This window comes from Cupriavidus sp. D384, assembly GCF_001652915.1.
In the GTDB taxonomy this organism is placed as follows: domain Bacteria; phylum Pseudomonadota; class Gammaproteobacteria; order Burkholderiales; family Burkholderiaceae; genus Cupriavidus.
The window spans coordinates 1-19,604 of sequence record NZ_BBQI01000084.1 but is presented as its reverse complement, the minus strand read 5'-3'; the positions used below and the strand labels follow the sequence as shown (position 1 = coordinate 19,604).

Genomic DNA, 19,604 nt, shown 5'->3' with positions numbered 1-19,604 from the left:
CGTGGCGGCCGGGGTGGCGGCCGCCGCTCAGCGCATCGCTTCAGCGAATCAGCTTGCCCGTCGACGAGACGATGGACATCTCGACAAACGACGAACCCGTGTGACGCGCGGGGCTGTAGCTGATCAGGATGCCGCCCAGGTCGTAGTCGCGCAGGCCTTCCAGCGCGGCAATGAGCTTCTCGCGCGTGGGCTCGGGGCCGGCGCGGCGCAGGCCTTCCACCAGCACCTTCGCCGACATGAAGCCCTCCATGCCCGCGTTGCTGGGTTCCTGCTTCTGTGCCTTCGCCAGGCCGCGGTATTCGCTGGCAATGCTCATCTGGCTCGAATTCATGCCCGGCACCACCTGGGTGATGATCAGGCCCTTGCCATCGTCGCCAAGCTCCTTGATGAACGAGTCGGCCGCATTGTTGGACAGCGTGACAAACTGCGCCTGGCTGCCGGCCTTCTTCATCTCGCGAATGATCTTTGCCGCCTCGGAGCCCGAGCCGATCACCATCACGGCCTGCGGATTGGCCTTGTTGACGCTGGCAACGCCCTGGCTGATATCGCCCATCGGCCGGTTGAACGATGCCGCGCCCGAAGGCTGCACGCCACGCGCCTGCAGCGCCGTGTTGAAGCCTTCGAACACGTCCTGACCGAAGCCGTCGTTGGCGTAGAAGATGGCGATGCGGCTCATGCCGGACGTTGCCAGGTGGTTGATGGCGCGGGCCACTTCGTCCTGGTATTTGGCGCGGACGTTGAACACGTAGCGGTTCACGGGGCGGTGCAGCGTAATGGCACCGGTCAGCGGCGCGATCAGCGGCACCTTCTCTGCCCCGATGATCGGCAGGATGCTTTCGTTCTGCGGCGTGCCGCGCACCATGAACAGCGCGAACACCTTGTCTTCGCCGATCAGCTTGCGCACGTTGTCGGGCGTGCGCTTTGCGTCGAATCCATCGTCGTAGGTCAGCAGTTCGATGCGCCTGCCCGCCACGCCGCCATTGGCGTTGACGTGGTTCAGGTACACCTGGGCACCCGCGATCTGTTCCTTGACCGACCCGGCCACGGGCCCGCTGACACCGGCCGACTGGCCGATACGGATGGCTGACTTGGTGATGCCGGGTTCCGCGTGCGCCGCCATGGGCGTGACAAACCCGAGCGTGGCGGCAAGCATGCCGCACGCGAAGTATCGTGCGTTCCTCATTGTTGACCCCTCCTGAAGCGCTGGCTTGAATAGTTTTTTGCCGCTGCCCGCCGCGCGGCAGTACGCATCGTCACGATGCACCACACGGCGGCATTGCGCAAAGTACCTCATCAGAGGTAATTGTTCAAACGCTGGAACAATCCGGGGAAGGGAACTGTTGCTGCGGCATCACACCAGGGCCTGATTGGTCCGGTGGCGGTCCGGTGTGGCCGCAGCGTGGCGCATGGGGGAACATGCGCCGGGGCGCGCCATGTGCGGCGCGCGAAAGCTAAGGCGTTCTGGCAGTCCCCGGACGCGCTCCGGAGGCTGCGCCGTACGGCTTCAGGGGAAGGCCGGCACAGCGGGATCGAGCCCCGCGAAACGGGCTTCCGGATGAGCCTTCTGCAGCAGGGTCTCGACTTCTTCCACGCGGCCGCGCGGCACGTCCACCATCAGCAGCAGCTTGCCAGCCTCGATCTCCTTCTCGAAACCGCGCAGCCTGCTGTTGGGCGCCGAACTGCCGATCATGCTGGCGGCCCAGGCACCGAACACCGCGCCCAGCACGGCCAGTACGCCGACCAGGCCCCACTGCGGTGTATCGCTGACGATAGGGAACATCGCCACCACCACTCCGGCCACGATGCCGACGCCACCGCCCACCATCAGGCCCATTTCCGCCGCGTGCACGATGTCCGAAGTCTGGAACAGGTTCGCTTCGTGCAGGCCGGTCATGTCCGCGCCATCGCGTCCGACGAAGTGAATGTGACTGTTCTCGATACGGGCCAGCAGCAGGTCGTCCATGGTACGGCGGGCGCTTGCCAGGTCGGGCAACAACCAGAAGATCCGTTTGCGCATGACTTGCCTCCTCTGTCAGGCCGCCCCGGTATTCGGGTCCTCCGTCTGGGACGGTTTCGTTCGTTCTACTCTCTCCGCATGGACTGCGCAAGGTACCGAACGGCTGACTTCCGGACGAGGTGCGCCGGAAGAATTCCGGGCATCACCTCGCGCTGCATCATGCGGTCAGAATGTGATCGGCAGGCGCACCGTCACAGTGAGATCGGGGGTGTCGCGCGTGAGGCCGGCGCCCACCGAAAGGTTCAGCGTGTAGCGGTTGTTGAAGCGGTACGAGTAGCCCACCAGCAGCGTGCCCTGCGTAATGCGCACCGAACCCGGAACGGTCTGTCCGTTCTGCTTGGTCGGCCAGATGATGCTCTGGTCGTAACCGATCGAGAACGATGCATGCTCGTTCAGCGACAGGCCCATGCCGAAGTTGAACTGGAAGATGTCCCCCGGCGCAATCTTGCCAAGGTTCTCGGTCTGGCCATTGAGCACCGTGCGGCTGACATTGTCGCGCGCAAAGTTGTGCAGATAGCTGAAGGTGCCGAAGAACACCGCGGGGTCGGTCGGCAGCAGCCAGGTCACGCCCGGCTGGAGCGCCTGGAAGCCCGTGCCGGTTGGCATGCCCAGCGGCAGCCCGGTGCCCGTGGTATTGCTCACGCACCGGGTCACGCAGTCGGTCACCACCTCGAACGGATCGCGGCCCGTGTTCGACTTGTAGCGCAGCCAGCCGATGAAGAACGGCATCTTCTCGTTGCCGTAGTTGAGCTGGTAGCGCAGCGTCGCTTCCACGTCGCCCAGCCCGCTGCCGCTGGAATTGAACACGTTGTCCACGGCGGTGCCGGTGAACACCTCGCGGCTGACGGTGTCGCTGCTCGAATGCACGTACGGAATCTTCGCTTCGATTTCCAGCCGCTTGGTAATGCCGTAGCGGAAGGCCAGCGCGCCGACATAGGTGGTCGTCTTGACCTGCCGCACATCGATCAGGCCGATCAGGACGGCGGGAATCACGGTATAGCCAACCAGCGCCACGCGGTCGCTGGACGAATAGCCATACTGCAAGCTTGGCTCGACGATGATCTTGCCGGCCGGTGTCAGCACGCCAGGCTGGTCGAAGATCGGCGCGATCTCCGGCGGACGCGTATCGCGCTCGGGTGGCTTGCCCACCGGTTCCTCGACCCCGGCTGCCGATTCGCCGGGCTGCGCGGCCTGGCCCTGCGGCGGGGCGTCGGGCGGCGCGGCTTCCGGGGCCTGCTGGGCCTGCACGCCCTGCTGGGCAGTGTTGTTGATCTGCGTGGCGCTGGCGCCCGCGCCTGCGGCGGCGGCGTTGGTCGCCATGTTGCCGCCGGTCACGCCGGCAGCCTGCCCGCCGCGCCTGCGCGACAGCGCCTCGCTATCGACGGTGCTGCGCAGTTCGCGGATCGTGGCCTGCTGCTCGGCCAGCGCCCGCTTCATTTCCTCCAGTTGCCTGGCCTGGTCGGCCAGTTCCTTTTGCAGCGACTCGAGCCTGCTGGCGGCCGGCGGCCCCGCATCAGGCGGTGTCTGGGCCTGGGCCATGCCGCCCAGCAGCAGCATGGAGCAACCGGCATAGCCGATGCCCTGCAGTGAACGCTTCTTCATGACGTCTTCCTCCCCCGGGACGGCGGGCATACTGCAGGGCCCGCGCCTGTTCGTTCATGACTACACGCTTGTTACCTCATTGCGGCTGACCTTTGGAGAACGCTGTTCAACGCGGTGTTGGCCATTTGTTCGCGGAATGCGGCCAGGGTATTCACGCTTGCGTTGAGCGTCATCAGGCTCTGGATATTCTGGTTGTTGAGATTATTCTGGATCACAGTACCGGGCATGTTCGATACCGCACCGAGGTTGGCAGAGTTGCCGGCACCGTTCTGGATCACCGTCAGCAAGCCGTTGGTGACGACCGTGCCTGTCGCGTTGGCCACGGCCTGCTGCGCCACGCCTGCCGCGCCCGTCGCCATGCCCGACGCACCGGTGGCCGCTGCGCTGGCCGTGCTGCTGGCCGCGCCCGCCGCGCCCTGCGCATTGGCGGCGGCCCCCTGGGCTGCCGCAACGGCAGGTTGTCCGGCTTGTGCCGCGGCCGCAGCGGCCGCCTGGGCGGCAGCCACTGCGGCGCTGGCCGCGTTGTTGGCCGCCGTCACGGCCACGGTGACCGGCCCCAGCGCCTGCGCCAGCAGGTTGGCCTGCGAGGCGGTGATGCTGCTGACATCGGGAATGGTGATGCTGGTGGACACCGCCAGGGCGCCGTTGACGAACACGGCCCGATCGATCCCGAAGCCCACCTGCAGGCCCCCGGCGTCGAACCCACCGCGCGACTCTTCAAGCCGCGCCTGCGCGACCGGCTTCCACTTGGCCATTTGCTTGCGCGCATCGGCCACCGGCGCACCGGGATCCCGCGCAGCCAGTGTCATGGCCACCGCCAGCGGGTCCTCAGGGGGGTGATGCCGGGCCACGCTGGCCTTGTCCACCGGAACCACTCGCGCAGGCGCTTCGGCGACGGCTGCGACCACAACGGGTTCGGAAACGGATGATGCTGCCTTGGCGGCAACGTCTTCGCGGGCAGTTGCTTCGACTGGTGATTCAGCCACAACGGAAGGCGGATCTGCCACGCGTTCCGCCAGTGCCACCAGTTCGGTGGCAACCGGCGGCGCGGTCATGTCGATCGCTGTCGGGATCGCCACGGCGGCGCTCCCGGCGGCTTCGGTGTTCTCCGTGGCCAGTGCTTCGGCGCCGGCGTGCGCATTGCCAGCGCAGGCCAGGCCCGCGCCCAGCAGCACGGCAGCGGTGGCATGACCGGCCGCGCGTCTGGGCGCGTTGGAATTGTTTGTCTGGGCCATGATGTTCCTCAACTCAGAAATCAGAGGCGCCATGCTTGGGCATGACGGTGAAGAACAGACTGTCTCTCGGAACTCCCATCCAGTAAGGGCCGCTCGGCGCCACACGCCAGTCAGCGGCCAGGTTGAATCGCGCCTGATCGGTGCGGTTATGGATCACGAACAGCAGGCTGCTGTCCCAGATCCTTTCGAAGTGCTCGCGCTCGAGCGCGCGCGTGCCGCGCGCCGGGTCGCCAATCAGGACACGATTGCCCTTGACGCCCTTCACGACGACGAAATGGTGATAGCCGTTCTCGACGATCAGCACGATCGCCGGGATCTGGGCTTCTTCCAGCTTTGACAGCGGCAGTTCGTAGCCATCGGCCTGGAAGCCGCGCGACTCCAGGAACCGCTTCATGTCGAGCAGCGAAAAGCCCTCGGCACGAATCTTGGCCTGGTCACCGTTGACGTACATGTTGGCAAAGACCGTCTGCTCCGACGTCGGCAAGTTGTACTGGAACGTCAGCAGCGTGGCCACCGCCGCCGACCCGCAACTGAAGTCGTATTGCTGGCGGATGGTGGTCCGGAAGCGTGCCTCGCGCAGGCTGGTGACCGGCACGGTGTACGAATTGCCCTGGTCTCCGGGCACGCGAACCGTATCGGCGTGGGCGGCAGCAATGCCGCCCAGCACCGCGACCGCGCAAGCGGCCTGACACAGCAAGCTGCGCATGATCATTTGAACTGGACGTTGAGAATGGTCGCGTTCTGGATCAGTACGTTGTTGCCCGTGTTCTGGATCACGGTTGGCAAGCCCGCAGCGTTCGAGAACGATCCTTCCGACACGATGTTGCTGCCGGAGATGGTGTTGATGGCTGCGTTGTCGCCAACCGTGCCATGCAGCCGCATGTCGTTGACCACCACTTCGGCGCCACCGCGCACATCATCGAGCTTCTCGGTCGCCACGGCCGCCGCGGCCGTGCCGAATATGTTCAGTTTCGGACCGGTGCCGGGCGCTGCCGCCGACACGCTGGTCACCGCGCCGGCCACTGCCGTGGCTGCGCCTGTGTCACTGCTTGCGACCGCTACGGCCGTGGCGGAAGCCTCGGCGCTGGGCGGCCCTGCATTGGCCTGCATGAACGGCCAGACCAGAAGGGCTGTCGCGAGTGTCACGACAGCTGGGCGATGCGATCGCATGGTGCGTCTCCCCTCGTGCTCCGAAACACGGTCCCCATCCGGGCCATGTCTTCAGACCTGCAGGCTTTCGACCTGGCAGCGCGGGCGGCATGACCGCGCCGCGCTGCCCTGTCATTCAATCCTGGCGGTGCAGTGCCGCTCCGTGCGGAGCGGCACATACGACGCGTCAGGACGCTTACTTGCCGACAGCCAGGTTGGCCTGCACGTTCACGCTTTGCTGCACCAGCGATGCCATCCCGCTGTTCTGGTTGGCGATCATGATGCCCGCGGCCGATTGACCGACACTGGTCATGGCGTTGGACATGTTGAAGGTACCGGCATCGACGTAGTTGGTACCGCCGTTGCCGCCAGCGCCACCGACCGCACCGTTGCCGGCGCCGCCCGTGCCGCCCTGGCCAACACCACCGGCACCGCCTGCACCACCGGTACCCGAGGCTGCGCCCACGGCACCGTTACCCGCCGTTGCGCTGCCATTCGAGGCCGAGGTCGACGAACCACCGTTGGTTGCGCTGCCGCCCGCGCCGCCGGCGCCGGCTACGCTGGTTTGCGCACCGCCAGCACCACCGGTACCCGAGCCAGCGCCGCCAGTGGAAGCACCTGCCGTGGCCGTGCCAGCACCACCAGCACCACCCGTGCCCGAACCTGCACCGCCGCTGGCCGTTGCCGCGGCTGCGCCGCCGGCTGCGCCTGCGCCGCCAGTGGCCGTGCCGGTTGCGCCAGTGCCAGTCCCGGTGCCCGAACCGCTGCCCGTACCGGTACCGGAACCTGCGCCGCCAGCTGCGGCCGTTGCCGTGCCGGTGCCCGCATTGCCTGCACCCCTGTCATTCGACTGGTTCGATGCGCCGCTGCTGCCGCCAGCACCCAGGCCGCCGCCCAGGCCTGCGCCCAGACCACCACCCAGGCCGGAGCCGCCGCTGGCACGGCCGGAGCCGCCATCGCCGCCCGAACCGCCACGCGAACCGGCACCTGCGCTGCCGCCAGCACCCAGGGCCGAGCCGCCACGGCCGCCAGCACCGAGGCTTGCCGACAGTGCATCGCCGCCATAGCCGCGGGCGCTGCCGCCATCACCGCCATAGCCGGAAGCCGTGCCGCCGCTGCCGCCATTGCCAGCCACCGAGCCGCCATTGCTCGCTGCGCCTGCGGTAGCGCTGCCGTTGTTGGCTGAACCGCCGCTGCCGCCAGCGCCGCCGTTGCCGCTGTTGCCGCCATTGCCGCCGTTGCCGCCCGAGCCGCCTTGGCCCGTGCCGCCAACGCCACGGCCACCAGCACCGCCGGTCGCGCCATTGGCGTTACCGTTATTGGTGGCGTAGTTGCCGATATGGTTGATGGCGTTGCCCGACACCGTGCCGCTCAACTTGCTGACCGCAATGGCGCGGCTGCTGTTGAACGAATTGGAGAAATTGGCGGTGGCGGTGCTGCCGTTCGCGGCTGCCGCGTTACCGTAGCCGTCCATGTCCTGGTCGGTGCGGTTGCGCGAATTGGTCGCGGTCGACGTACGGGTGGAAGTCCGGTTGGACGTCAGCGTTGCAGTACGGGTGGAAGTGCTGGTGCTACGGTCGGAGTTGTCCTGAGTCGCAGTGGCATTCTCGTTGGCGTTGGCCCCGCCGCCGCTCTGCGTGGAGTTTGCGGTGGCCGTCTGGTCGTTCCCGCCTCCGGTCGTGTTGTTGTTCGTCGGGTTAGCCCAAGCTGCGCCTGCAAAAACCAGGGTAATCGCCGACGCGAGTAAAGTCTTTTTCATACGAAGCTCCCAGGAAGTTTGTACTGCGGCTCAGCCTCCGGCCGGCGCTCTCGAGAACATCGGCTGGAGGTTCAGGTCCGGCACGGTTGCCAGACCAGCCTCCCCTTGCGCATATTCAGTGCCAGCCCGCAAGCACACGGCGGAATTCCGTTGAAATACAACGGCTGACGGGTTCTTCGACGGGAACTTTCCAGATGGATTTGCGGCCAGCCGCACGCCGAGGCCTGTGCTTGGCAGTCGACATGTCACAGGGCTGTGACACGGGTTCCGGCCGGTTGTCGGCCACCGGCCAACACTTCGGCAAAAAGCGGCCTGCATTCAATGAGTTAGCGCGCACCTCCCCGCAAACCCGCATGCCCACGCGGCGTAACGGCCATGAAACAAAGCCGCGGGGATGATTCGTATGCCGCTCTCGGGGTGGCAGTCGACCAGCAGTCATTCATGCGGACGCCTGCAGGGAGCCAGGCAAGCGCACGTGCGCCAGGGCACGGCGGGAATCGCATGGATCAGGCAGCGTTTCTTGCGGAACCTGGATGCAGCGTCAGCCCCTGCCATTAAATGTGCCGTAACACAGTGGCCCGGGCGCCGCAGCGGTGTTTCATGCTAGGCTCTATGTCTGATTTACAGTACATTAGTCGCGTCAACACTTGTTAGCGCATTCGCCAGGGCAAACCATGAGTGAAGCCGTCGTCCCCCTGTATCACCAGATTTACGTGGTGCTCCGCCAGCAGATCGTGGAAGGCCGCTTCGGCCAGGGCCCGCTGCCTGGCGAGATCGATCTTGCCAAGCAGTTCCATGCATCGCGCGTGACGATGCGTCGCGTGTTCGACCGCCTGGTGCAGGAAGGCCTGGTCCGCCGGCACCGCGGCCTGGGCACCTTCGTGAACCCGCACCCGGTCAAGCCGCAGGCCACCGAGGAACGCGTCACCAGTCTGCTCGGCACCATCATCGACATGGGCGAGAAGACGGCGGTCAAGGTCATCTCGATCGACGAAGTGCACGCCACGCCGGAAGTGGCCGAGGCGCTGCAGATCCAGGTGGGCGACCCAGTCATGAAGATCGTGCGCGTACGCCACTACAAGAGCCGTCCGCTGTCGCACATCACCACCTACCTGCCTGCCGATCTGGGCCGTCCGCTGGCCCGCAAGGACCTGGAGTCCACGCCGATGCTGCGCCTGCTCGAAGCCGCCGGTGTCGAGCTGGGCCGCGCGTCGCAGGTGCTGACCGCGCGCCTGGCCGATGTGGTGGTGGCGCCACTGCTCGACGTGCCCGTGGGCGGCGCGCTGCTGGCCGTGCGCCGCGTGGTGCTGGACAAGGCTGGCCGCCCCGTGCAACTGCTGTTGGGCCAGTACCGTCCGGACCGCTACGAATACCGCATGGAGCTGTCCCCGATGGGTGGCGGCGACAGCGCGAACGTGTGGGTGGAAAACGAAACCCGCACCGGCCTGCGCGACTGATCGCGGCGCAGGGATTTCCCTGCGCCTCCAGACCTTTTCCGGGCCAGGCATTTCGGGCCATACTGCGCACTCCAGATCACACTGCGAGGAGCCTTAGTCATGCCAGTCGTTCGCCCGGGCGCGCATCATCCGGCCCGCACCTCCATCCACAGAGGCCGCCGCCGCGTGCTCGCGCTGCTGGCCCTGGCATCGCTGCTGGCTGCGCCGGCCGCCCAGGCCGCCATTGCCGGCGGCAAGCCGATCCGCATTCTGGTGGGCGCCCCGCCCGGGGGCACCACCGACACGCTGGCCCGCACCATCGCCCAGGAAATCTCGCAGACGCTTGACCAGCCCGTGGTGGTCGAGAACCGGCCCGGCGCCGGCGGCAACATCGCCGCCGACATGGTGGCGAAGGCCCCGGCCGACGGCACCACGCTGCTGATGAGTTTTACCAGCCATACGATCAACGCCACGCTGTACAAGAAGCTGCCATTCGATCCGATTGCGGATTTCACGCCGATCACGCTGGTGGCAAACGTGCCCAGCGTGCTGGTCGCCACGCCGAAGCTGCCCGCCAACAACATCCCCGAACTGATCAAGCTGGCGCGTGCCGAGCCGGGCAAGCTGAATTTCGGCATTGGCTCGGTGGGCTCGTCGGTGCACCTGGCCGGCGACATGTTCAAGATGATGACCGGCACGTACATCGTCAACATCCCGTACAAGGGCACCACCCCTGCCATCACCGACCTGCTGGCCGGCCAGGTGGACCTGATGTTCGCCAGCACCATCAATGTGGCGCAGCATGTGAAGGCTGGCAAGCTCAAGGTGCTGGGCGTGACCAGCCCCACGCCACTGCCGCAGTTCCCCGGTGCGCTGCCGATTGGCGCGACCGTGAAGGGCTTTGAATCGAGCGCCTGGTTCGGCCTGTTTGGTCCGGCCAACCTGCCGCCCGAGATCACGCAGACGCTCTATCAGGCAGCGCGCCATGGCCTGGAGCAGCCAGCCGTGCGCAAGCGGCTGGAGAACGATGGCGCCCAGCCCAGCGGCATGCCGCCCGCCGAGTTCGCCAGTTTCGTGAAGCAGGACGTCAAGCGCTGGGCCACCGTGGTGAAGTACTCGGGGGCCCAGCCGGAATGACGCTGTCCAGCGGCAACGCCGTCGATCCCGTCCAGTTGCCCGCCACGCTCGCGCAAAAGCTTGTGGCGCGCGCGGCTGGCTCGGCGCATGTCACGCCGGGCAGCATCGTGATGTGCAAGGTCGACCTGGCGATGTCGCACGACTCCAGCGGGCCGCGCCGCGTGGCACCGCTGCTGCGGGATCTTGGCGCAAGCGTGTGGGACCCTTCGCGCTACGTCGTGGTCACCGACCATTACGTGCCGGCATCGGATCCCGACGCCGAAGCCATCGTGCGTTTCACGCGCGACTGGGTGCGCGAAGCCGGCATTCCCAACTTCATCGACAACCAGGGCATCTGCCACCTGGTGCTGCCCGAGCGCGGCTTTGTGCTGCCGGGCCGCTTTATCGTCGGCGGCGACAGCCACAGCCCCACCGGCGGCGCCTTTGGTGCCTACATGTTCGGCGTGGGCGCCACGGAAATGGCCGGCGTGCTGGCCACGGGCGAAATCTGGCTGCGCGTGCCGCAGACCATTCGCCTGGACTGGCACGGCAAGCTGGCCGATGGCGTCTGCGCCAAGGACATCATGCTGTTCCTGTGCGCCACGCTGGGCCTGGCAGGCGGCCGCTACGAAGCCATCGAATTCACCGGTGCCGCGATCACCGCGCTGCCGATGCAGGAACGCATGACGCTCACGAACATGTGTACCGAGCTGGGCGCGCAGACGGGACTGATCGCGCCCGATGCCACGACGATGGCGTGGCTGGCTGCCGCTGGTGTCGACGCCGCAACGCTGGCCGCCATCGATCCGCGCCAGTGGCGCAGCGATGCCGATGCACCGGTGCTGCAGGCACATCGTTTCGACGCCACGACGCTCGCGCCGTATGTGGCCGCGCCACACAGCCCGGCCAACGGCGCGCCCGTGACGCAGGCGGTGGGCGAGCGCATCGACATCGCCTATATCGGCGCATGTACCGGTGCCAAGCTCGAAGACCTGCGCATGGCCGCGCGCGTGTTGCGCGGACGCAAGGTGAGCGCTGGCATGTCGCTGCGCGTGGCGCCGGCTTCGGCGCGCGACCAGCAACTGGCGATGCAGGAAGGCACGCTGGGCGTGCTGATCGATGCCGGCGCCGAGTTGCTGCCGAACGCATGCAATGCCTGCGCGGGCTATGGTGCCAGCCGCTTTCCTGCCGGCAGCCGGGCGATTGCCTCGACCGCACGCAATTTCGCCGGACGCATGGGCGATGCCGGCAGCGCGGTCTGGCTGGCGTCGCCCATGACCGTGGCAGCCACCGCCGTTACCGGCCAGATTACCGACCCCCGAACGCTGCTCGCATGACCCCCGCCCCCGATTTTGCCCCGCCACCCGCCGGCCGCATCTGGCGTTTTGGTGATGATGTGGATACCGACGCCATGGCGCCGGGCTTGTACATGAAGTCCGGCCTCGACGAACTGGCGCGCCACTGTCTGGAGAACCTGCGTCCGGAGTTTCCGGCACATGTGCGGCCGGGCGACATCGTCGTGGCAGGCACCAACTTCGGCATGGGATCGTCGCGCGAGCAGGCTGCGCAGGCACTCAGGCATCTGGGCGTCGCCGCAGTCCTGGCCCAATCGTTCGCGGGTCTGTTCTATCGGAATGCCATCAATATCGGCCTGCCCGTTCTGGTATGCCGACAGGCCGATACGCTGGCCGATGGCACGCGCGCCACGTTCGATCTCGATGGCGCGCTGCTACGGCTGGACAACGGCGCTCGCGTGGCATGCGAGCCGGTGCCAGACTTCCTGCGCGCCCTGCTGCATGCGGGCGGCCTGGTACCCCACCTGAAATCGCGCCTCAGCGGGCAAACGGGCCGTCCCTGAGCGGCTGCTCGCCGCGCGGCCATGCCGCAGGGTGCGGCAGCGTGGATGCGCATTGGGCCGCGCGCAGCAGCGCCATGGCCTCGTCGTCCGAAGTCTGGGTGAAGTCGAGATAGAACGACCCGACCGCGCCAAAGCTGACCGGCGTGTTGAGGCACACGACCTCGTCGGCCACTTCGCGCAGCGTGTCCAGACCCTGTGACGAACCCACCGGCACGGCGGCCACGATACGGGCCGCCCGGGCCATGCGCGCGGCATCGAGCGCTGCGCGCATGGTGGCGCCCGTTGCCACGCCATCGTCCACCATGATCACGCAGCGGCCCGCCATGGCCACCACCGGACGCCCCTGGCGATAACGCTGCTGGCGGCGGCAGATCTCGCCAAGCTGCCGCCCGCGTTCGGCATCGAATGCTCCCGATTCCACCGCCCGCTGCACCCAGGGATCGTCGTTGATGACCGTGTGCGGGCCGTGTCCGCTGTCATCGCCCTCCACCACGGCACCGAGCGCCAGTTCGGGATAGCCGGGCGCGCCGATCTTGCGTACCAACAGGATGTCCAGCGTGCCGTCGACGGCACGGGCCACTTCGTGAGCCACGGGCACCCCGCCGCGCGGCAATGCCAGCACCAGCGGAGGATCGCCATCGGCCTGACGCGAGTAGCCAAGTTCGACCAGCCGGCGGCCCAGGTACTGGCCTGCCTCGCGGCGATCGGCAAAGCAGGGCGGCAGGCTCATGGCGGGCTCCTGCATCAGGTGGCGTGAAAGTGAATAACCGCTTACGGAGCGCTTGTGAACCGGTGGCGAACCGGTTGCGGCGCGTGTTCCACAGCCACTATAGACCCGGGCCGCGCCCACGGCGGGGGATTTTCTTGGCCGGGTGTTGTGGCGGGGCCACCCCGTGCCTTGTTGCGCCGGCGCCGCAATGAACCCGATCGCCAGCCGCGATTGATCCCCGAACTGAAACAGTCTTTTCAGCGTTTACCCGATGATCCGGCGGCCATCGTTCCGTAGGATTGCTGCGTGGCGGCAATTTCCGCCCGACGACCAGATTCCTTGCAACCAGGCGGCCGGCAGGCCTGCCCTAGATTGAGTGAGCGTTATCGTGAATCCGCAACACATCTCCCGCCCTGACGACGTGGCCGATCACACCGAGGCCGATCTCGATATCCCGTTTGGCTCGCTGGAAGCGGCCGCCATGGCAGAACTGCCCTACACGTTCCGCCAGACGGGCACTTGCACGCGCTACTACCAGGAATACTTCGGCTGAGCTCCGGTGGCTCCCGCAGCCGGGAGCCCGCCCGCAGTGTGCCCGGGACGGCCATGGCGCACCGCCGCGGCCGTCTCCGGCAGGCTCAGCGGGCCAGGATGGATTTTCAGTAGGTCTTGTAGGGCAGGAACTTGCCCGACATCTCGATGCGCACCCGGTCGCCGTTGGGATCGGCCTCGCGCTGCAGGTCCATGCGGAAGTCGATGGCGCTCATGATGCCGTCGCCAAACTCCTCGTTGATCAACGCCTTGAACGTGGTGCCATACACGCTGATCAGTTCGTAGAAGCGGTAGATCAGCGGGTCAGTGGGTACTTGCGTCGGCAGCGAGCCTTTGTACGGAACGGTGCGCAGCCACGGCTCGGCCTCGGCAGGCAGGTCGAAGATCTCCATCACCGCACGGGCGCCGGCCTCGTCGAAGGTCATTTGCCCCAGGCAGGCGGCGGTCGTCCATTCCTTGCTCTTGCCCACGCGGTCGGCCACCTGGGCCCACGAGATGCCGCGCGTTACCTTGGCTTCGATGATGAGGTCAGTCACGTCCTGGCGATTCATGTCGGTCTCTCCGGTCTGGTTGGAAGTTTTTCCCCGGAGAGCCGTCGCGCCGGCGCGTGGCTATGGTGACTGCGTGCGCTCGATGACGGCAACGGCATCGGTGGCGCCGTCGTCGAACCTCACGCGTGCGAACTGCGGCACCGAGAGCGGGCTCAGGCCTTCAAGCGCCTGCAGGACCAGCACGATGAACATGACCGGCATGACGTCCTCCCTCCGGGAATACGGCGAACTGGTTAGCGCAAGCTTCGTGCCATCGTGCCGGCACGTGCATTGGGACATCTGGCGGGCGCGATGACGCATCGTGGGGCGTTCAGTTGCCCGCCGCCTCCCCGGTGGCCTGGTTCGCGCACCGCCACGGGGAAACCGGCAACCGGCCCGCACGCCTGAAGCGTACCCGTTTCTGCGAAGAACGTGGCAGACCCCGAATGCGATGACGGGAAGCGCCTCGCCGTGCTGCGCACCCCGAAAGCGCGTTCGGACATGATCGGAAGTGGTCCGGGATTCGCCCCGGACATCGCCCCGGACATCGCTACATGCATCGCCAAATCTTTGCATGACTCATTTCCGATGTAACGCCACATTACCGGCCACTGACCCGTCAGACATCTTCTCAACGTACACGTCACATTCCCGCAAACCCTTGCCAGACAAGGGCTAGCGGGTAGCGCCAAGCGACGTCAACAACGTCGAATGGACGATCGGCCATGTGAGACAGCCTTACAAGTGCAACCACGCTGGCGCGGGGCGCGCCGCTAGAGTGAAGCCGTGTTCAACGCGAACCCGATACGGAGCCTCTCCCATGAAACGCGCAATCGCCCTGGCCATCCTGCTGACCACCACCAGCGCCCTGCTGTCGGCCTGCATCGTGGTGCCGCCACGTGGCCCGCACTATCACCACGACTACTACCGCGGCGGTCGCTACTAAGCGAATCGCGTCTGAAGATCCACCGCCTTTTCCCTCATTCCGGCGCCCTCGCCTCAAGGAGATCCATATGAAACGCCAGATCCTGCTTGCTGCCACCGTCCTTGCCACGGGTGGCGTCTTTGGTCTGCTGTCGCCTGCCGCGCAGGCACACGGCTACTACAAGAACCCGCCCCCGCCGCCGCACCACGAGGTGCGCCCCGGCCCGCGCCCGGGCCAGGTGTGGGTGCCGGGCCACTATGACCGCGCCAGCAGCGGCTATGCGTGGCGTGGCGGCTACTGGCAGTCTGCCCGCCCCGGCCAGCGCTATGTACCCGACAACTGGGTACGCGGGCCGCACGGCTGGTACAAGCGTCCCGGCTACTGGACCCGCTGATGCACGGCGAACGATGGTAAGTCAGCGCACGCTCGTGCCCGGCCGCCGACGCAGCATGCGATCACGGTAACCAGGGCTGCCCGGCAGGGCAGTGAAGCGGGCAGCGCAAAAGACCGCAGAGCGGGCCGGACCCACGGGCATGGGGTCCGGCCCGCAATGCTTTCCGGGGTGGTCCGGGCATCCATCCCAGGCAGGTTGCAGACCAAGCGGCGGCAACGGTACAACACGATTTTCTTTCCTGCCAAGGCACGATCCGGGCTTCATCCTTTTGCACTAGTCCGCCAGACTCCCCACGAAAGTCGTGATTGAAAATGATGACGTCCGGAACATTTTCACGCGGTTTCAGCAATGCGTCACCAAACACCAATTCCGTTAATGCCACACCCCCCAAGCGGGTGAGTTTTTGATATTCGCAACGCCATTTTCATTCGAATCGGTTGCATGCATGAAACAACTGCCGGAGGTGCTGTATCAATCGTGAAACCCTTGTGACAGAGCCAGTTGGATGGCTTTGCAAATACTTCTCCAGCCGAATGCACGATCCCCGCAATGGATTATGAGGTGGACCGCATTACATCCCGGCATCAACCACTGGCCATGCGCTTGCATTCGTTCCAACCAGCCCATAAGATGAATTTAAGTTTCGATTTAGGAGCGAGATTTTCTTTCGGGTTAGGGTACGGGTCATACTTCTGGTCGCGCGGACAAGCCCTTCTAACAAACGGGCATCGACTGACACGGAAGCACGGGGTTACAGCTGAAGTACGCGGTGCCATCCACGATGGCGCACAATCCAGCGGTGTAGTTCCCTCACGCAAAGCGTCCCGCATCTCACCCACAAACGGGGAGTCAAGAAGAATGAACGCCTTGCTGATCGAGGAGCATCCGCTGCTCCGGCTCGGGCTGCTGCAGATGCTCGAAACCATCCAGGAATCCGGACATGTACTGGCGCTGGCGCCAGCCGACATCAACCGCCTGGAGATCCCGCACCGAAACGCCGACCTGCTGGTCTTCGGCATGCCCGCCGACCAGGCGCTCGGCTGGGAACAACTGGAACAGGCCCGCGACCGGCTGACGCCGCAGCGCATCCTGGTGCTGGCCGATACGCTGCCGCTGCATGTGCCGTCGCCCGATGCCGCACGCGGCATTTGCGGTTGCCTGCCCAAGTCGGCATCGCTGGCCGTGATCGAAGCCGCCATCCGGCTGGCTATTTCCAGCGTCCAGGGGCTGATGTTCGCGGGTGACGCCGTGGCCACGCCCGTGGCGTCGCGCTCGGCCATGCCGGCCGCCACGTCGCTGGCATCCGCCGCTCCGCTGCCACTGGCACCGGCCACGCCCCCGGATGCGGTATCGCCTTCCAATTGCGCCAGCGCCATGCGTGCCGCCGTGGCCGTGCGTGACCTGACCAGCCTGCGTCCGGGCCAGCCTATTGCCTCTGCGCCTGCAGCGCCTGCAAACGGCATGCCGATGGCCGAGGAAGAGCCCGGCTATGACGAAGCCGAAATGCTGAAGATCACGCCCCGCCAGTACGAAGTGCTGGTGCTGCTGGCGCGCGGCTATCCCATCAAGACCGTCAGCCGCATGCTGAATATCTCGGTGGCTACGGTAAAGAGCCACGCCTGCACGCTGTATCAGCGTCTGAAGGTCCGCAACAAGGGCGAGGCCGTCTATGCCGCCCTGCAGCGCGGCGCCACGCTGGAGTGGGTCAACGGTGACGAGCACGCAGCCCGCGACGGTGGAACGCGCCGGGTGTTCGCACGCAACGGCGAGGCGCCATTCGACGCCAACGGCCTGTCGGTCTGATACATCCCTGCACGTATTGGTGGATACAACAGGCGCCTTCCCCGGAAGGCGCCTGTTTCATTCTGGCACCCCCGCTTTCATCACCCGCCGCTGTGTGGGCTAGCAGACAGTTGGTACGGTGCGGCACCCCCTACAGTCAGCGTTACCGCAAACCAACATGTGACTGTCATGGGCGCAAACGAACTGGACAACCTCCTCCACACGGAAGACAGGGCTGGCGATTCGCAGGTCCCGCAAGGCCGCAACGGCAAGCGCCGGGCATTGATTACCGGCATCACCGGGCAGGACGGTTCGTACCTGAGCGAATTTCTGCTAGCGAAAGGCTACGAGGTCCATGGCATCAAGCGCCGCAGTTCGCTGTTCAATACCGAGCGCATCGATCACCTCTACGAAGATCCGCAGGCAGTGCAGCGCAACCTGATCCTGCACCATGGCGACATGACCGACACGGCCAGCCTGGTACGCGTGGTGCAGCAGGCGGCGCCAGACGAGATCTACAATCTCGCGGCCCAGAGCCACGTGCAGGTGTCGTTCGAGGAACCCGAATACACGGCCAACACCGATGCCGTCGGTTCGCTGCGCCTGCTCGAGGCAATCCGCATCCTGGGCATGGAAAAGGACACGCGCTTCTACCAGGCATCCACGTCGGAACTGTACGGCCTGGTGCAGGAAATCCCGCAGCGCGAGACCACGCCGTTCTATCCGCGCAGCCCCTATGCCGTGGCCAAGCTCTACGCCTACTGGATCACGGTGAACTATCGCGAAGCGTATGGCATGTACGCGTGCAACGGCATCCTGTTCAACCACGAAAGCCCGGTGCGTGGCGAGACCTTCGTCACGCGCAAGATCACGCGCGCCATCGCGCGGATCGCACTGGGGCTGCAGGACACGCTGTACCTGGGCAACATGTCGGCGCTGCGCGACTGGGGCCATGCCCGCGACTATGTCGAGATGCAATGGCTGATGCTGCAGCAGGCCAAGCCGCAGGACTTCGTCATCGCCACCGGCGAACAGCACAGTGTGCGCGACTTTGTCACGCTGGCGGCGCGCAAGCTCGGCATCACGGTGAGTTTCGAAGGCGAGGGCGTCGACGAGGTGGGCATCATTACCCAGATCGACGATGTCCGGCGCCAGCTGTCGTCGCGCTGCAAGGTGGGCGATGTGATCGTGCGCGTGGACCCGCGCTACTTCCGTCCGACCGAAGTGGAAACGCTGCTGGGCGACCCGACCCGCGCACGCGAACAGCTGGGCTGGTCGCCGCGCATCACCTTCGACGAGCTTGTGCACGAGATGATCGAAGCCGATTTCGCCTCGGCGCGACGCGACGCACTGGTCAAGATGGCAGGCTTCCGGACCTACAACTACCATGAGTGATTCGCGCCTCAACGTCTTCGTGGCCGGTCACCGCGGCATGGTGGGATCGGCCATCGCCCGCGCGCTTGCCGCGCGTGGCGACGTCAACGTGGTGTGCCGCACGCATGCCGAGCTGGACCTCACGGACCAGCAGCAGGTGCGTGCCTTCTTTGCGTCCGAACCGGTGGACATGGTCTACATGGCCGCCGGCCGCGTCGGCGGCATCCACGCCAACAACACGTACCGCGCCGAGTTCATCCAGCAGAACCTGGCGATGGCGACAAACGTGATTCACGAGTCGCACCAGGCCGGCGTGCGCAAGATGCTGTACCTTGGATCGAGCTGCGTCTACCCGAAGCTCGCGCCGCAACCGATTGTCGAGTCAGCGCTGCTGACCGGCGAGCTGGAGTCCACCAACTCGCCCTACGCGCTGGCCAAGATCGCCGGCATCATGCTGTGCCAGAGCTACAACATTCAGTACGGCACTGACTACCGGTGCCTGATGCCGTCGAACCTGTACGGGCCCGGCGACAACTACCATCCCGAAAACAGCCATGTGATTCCGGCCCTGCTGCGCCGCTTCCATGAAGCGCGTGAAAGTGGAACACCGGAGATCGCCATCTGGGGCACCGGCACGCCACGGCGCGAATTCCTGCACGTGGACGATCTGGCGCAGGCCTGCCTGCAGGTCATGGACGTTGACCGCGAGCTCTACGATGCCTGCGCGGGGTCTGGCGGCACGCACCTGAACGCAGGCAGCGGCTACGACGTGACCATCGGCGAACTGGCGCACATGGTGGCCAACGCGGTGGGCTACCGCGGCGAGATCACGTTCGATCCGTCGAAACCCGACGGCACACCGCGCAAGCTGCTGGACAACAGCGCCATCACCAGCCTGGGATGGCGGCCCCGTATCGGGCTGGCAGAGGGCCTGCAGTCCACCTATCGCGACATCGTGCGCGACGGCATCATCGGCTGACCAGCGCAGTTGGCTGCCAGGAATGGAGACGCGCACCATGGCAAATGCATCGCGCATGCTCAGGAAGCCCGCGGCGGAGTCGCACGTGCTGGTGGCCGGGCCGGTACGGAACTGCAGCGGCACCATCGAAAAGGAAACCGAACGGCTGGCCCGGGCGCTGTCGCCGTTCGCATCGGTCAGTTTCCTG

The 19,604-nt window shown here is 66.0% G+C and carries 20 protein-coding genes; 10 read left to right on the top strand and 10 right to left on the bottom strand.

Going from position 1 to position 19,604, the window contains the following annotated elements:
- Positions 1-40: 40 nt before the first annotated feature.
- The 7 genes from A9J21_RS17130 to A9J21_RS17100 all read right to left on the bottom strand — a co-directional run bounded on the left by A9J21_RS17130 (position 41) and on the right by A9J21_RS17100 (position 7,762).
- Positions 41-1,183 (bottom strand): ABC transporter substrate-binding protein, encoded by a 1,143-nt coding sequence (locus tag A9J21_RS17130; RefSeq protein ID WP_082926477.1) that lies wholly within the window; start codon positions 1,181-1,183, stop codon positions 41-43.
- Between the two features lie 321 nt (positions 1,184-1,504).
- Positions 1,505-2,017 (bottom strand): DUF1269 domain-containing protein, encoded by a 513-nt coding sequence (locus A9J21_RS17125; protein WP_066737745.1) that lies wholly within the window; start codon positions 2,015-2,017, stop codon positions 1,505-1,507.
- A 165-nt stretch (positions 2,018-2,182) separates the two neighbouring features.
- A complete protein-coding gene (locus A9J21_RS17120) occupies positions 2,183-3,619 on the bottom strand; it encodes an acetate kinase (RefSeq protein ID WP_066737743.1) in 1,437 nt (478 codons plus the stop codon).
- A 71-nt stretch (positions 3,620-3,690) separates the two neighbouring features.
- Positions 3,691-4,854, bottom strand: a complete 1,164-nt coding sequence (locus A9J21_RS17115; protein WP_066737741.1) for a hypothetical protein — start codon at positions 4,852-4,854, stop codon at positions 3,691-3,693.
- A 13-nt stretch (positions 4,855-4,867) separates the two neighbouring features.
- The gene (locus tag A9J21_RS17110; protein ID WP_066737739.1) at positions 4,868-5,566 is read right to left on the bottom strand and encodes a C39 family peptidase; all 699 of its coding nucleotides are present in this window, start codon (positions 5,564-5,566) and stop codon (positions 4,868-4,870) included.
- Complete coding sequence (locus A9J21_RS17105; protein ID WP_066737737.1) at positions 5,563-6,024, bottom strand: hypothetical protein; 462 nt, start codon at positions 6,022-6,024, stop codon at positions 5,563-5,565. Before A9J21_RS17105 ends, A9J21_RS17110 begins: the two co-directional genes overlap by 4 nt.
- A 175-nt stretch (positions 6,025-6,199) precedes the next feature.
- Complete coding sequence (locus A9J21_RS17100; protein ID WP_066737735.1) at positions 6,200-7,762, bottom strand: hypothetical protein; 1,563 nt, start codon at positions 7,760-7,762, stop codon at positions 6,200-6,202.
- A 674-nt stretch (positions 7,763-8,436) separates the two neighbouring features.
- On the opposite strand from A9J21_RS17100, the gene A9J21_RS17095 reads away from it, so the two are divergent.
- From A9J21_RS17095 to A9J21_RS17080, 4 genes are all read left to right on the top strand, one after another.
- Entirely contained in the window at positions 8,437-9,219 is a 783-nt protein-coding gene (locus tag A9J21_RS17095; RefSeq protein WP_066737733.1) for a GntR family transcriptional regulator, read from the top strand.
- Positions 9,220-9,318: 99 nt separating this feature from the next.
- Positions 9,319-10,335 carry a tripartite tricarboxylate transporter substrate binding protein gene (locus A9J21_RS17090; protein WP_066737732.1) on the top strand — a complete coding sequence of 339 codons (1,017 nt, stop codon included), beginning with the start codon at positions 9,319-9,321 and terminating at the stop codon, positions 10,333-10,335.
- Positions 10,332-11,651 (top strand): 3-isopropylmalate dehydratase large subunit, encoded by a 1,320-nt coding sequence (locus A9J21_RS17085; protein ID WP_066737731.1) that lies wholly within the window; start codon positions 10,332-10,334, stop codon positions 11,649-11,651. The genes A9J21_RS17090 and A9J21_RS17085 overlap by 4 nt, the downstream gene beginning before the upstream one ends.
- Positions 11,648-12,172 carry a 3-isopropylmalate dehydratase gene (locus tag A9J21_RS17080; protein ID WP_066737730.1) on the top strand — a complete coding sequence of 175 codons (525 nt, stop codon included), beginning with the start codon at positions 11,648-11,650 and terminating at the stop codon, positions 12,170-12,172. Before A9J21_RS17085 ends, A9J21_RS17080 begins: the two co-directional genes overlap by 4 nt.
- Here the strand turns inward: A9J21_RS17080 and A9J21_RS17075 are convergent.
- Complete coding sequence (locus A9J21_RS17075; protein WP_066737759.1) at positions 12,147-12,902, bottom strand: phosphoribosyltransferase; 756 nt, start codon at positions 12,900-12,902, stop codon at positions 12,147-12,149. The genes A9J21_RS17080 and A9J21_RS17075 overlap by 26 nt on opposite strands.
- Before the next feature lie 367 nt (positions 12,903-13,269).
- Between A9J21_RS17075 and A9J21_RS32020 the strand changes: the two genes are divergently transcribed.
- Complete coding sequence (locus A9J21_RS32020) at positions 13,270-13,434, top strand: hypothetical protein (RefSeq protein ID WP_197497521.1); 165 nt, start codon at positions 13,270-13,272, stop codon at positions 13,432-13,434.
- A gap of 106 nt (positions 13,435-13,540) precedes the next feature.
- Here A9J21_RS32020 and cynS read toward each other — a convergent pair whose 3' ends face one another.
- Together cynS and A9J21_RS31630 are read right to left on the bottom strand one after the other, a co-directional pair.
- The gene (gene cynS, locus A9J21_RS17070; protein ID WP_066737728.1) at positions 13,541-13,984 is read right to left on the bottom strand and encodes a cyanase; all 444 of its coding nucleotides are present in this window, start codon (positions 13,982-13,984) and stop codon (positions 13,541-13,543) included.
- 60 nt (positions 13,985-14,044) lie between these two features.
- A complete protein-coding gene (locus A9J21_RS31630; protein WP_156545976.1) occupies positions 14,045-14,185 on the bottom strand; it encodes a hypothetical protein in 141 nt (46 codons plus the stop codon).
- A 598-nt stretch (positions 14,186-14,783) separates the two neighbouring features.
- Between A9J21_RS31630 and A9J21_RS32520 the strand changes: the two genes are divergently transcribed.
- The 5 genes from A9J21_RS32520 (at position 14,784) to A9J21_RS17050 (ending at position 19,417) form a co-directional block, all read left to right on the top strand.
- Positions 14,784-14,909: a hypothetical protein gene (locus A9J21_RS32520; RefSeq protein WP_029050781.1), complete on the top strand. Its 126-nt coding sequence runs from the start codon at positions 14,784-14,786 to the stop codon at positions 14,907-14,909.
- A gap of 67 nt (positions 14,910-14,976) precedes the next feature.
- A complete protein-coding gene (locus A9J21_RS17065; protein ID WP_066737726.1) occupies positions 14,977-15,282 on the top strand; it encodes a YXWGXW repeat-containing protein in 306 nt (101 codons plus the stop codon).
- 858 nt (positions 15,283-16,140) lie between these two features.
- A complete protein-coding gene (locus A9J21_RS17060) occupies positions 16,141-17,085 on the top strand; it encodes a response regulator transcription factor (RefSeq protein WP_066737724.1) in 945 nt (314 codons plus the stop codon).
- Between the two features lie 168 nt (positions 17,086-17,253).
- Complete coding sequence (gene gmd, locus A9J21_RS17055) at positions 17,254-18,459, top strand: GDP-mannose 4,6-dehydratase (protein ID WP_082926476.1); 1,206 nt, start codon at positions 17,254-17,256, stop codon at positions 18,457-18,459.
- Positions 18,452-19,417, top strand: coding sequence for a GDP-L-fucose synthase (locus A9J21_RS17050; protein WP_066737723.1), 966 nt, complete (start codon positions 18,452-18,454; stop codon positions 19,415-19,417). Before gmd ends, A9J21_RS17050 begins: the two co-directional genes overlap by 8 nt.
- The last annotated feature ends 187 nt before the right edge of the window (positions 19,418-19,604 follow it).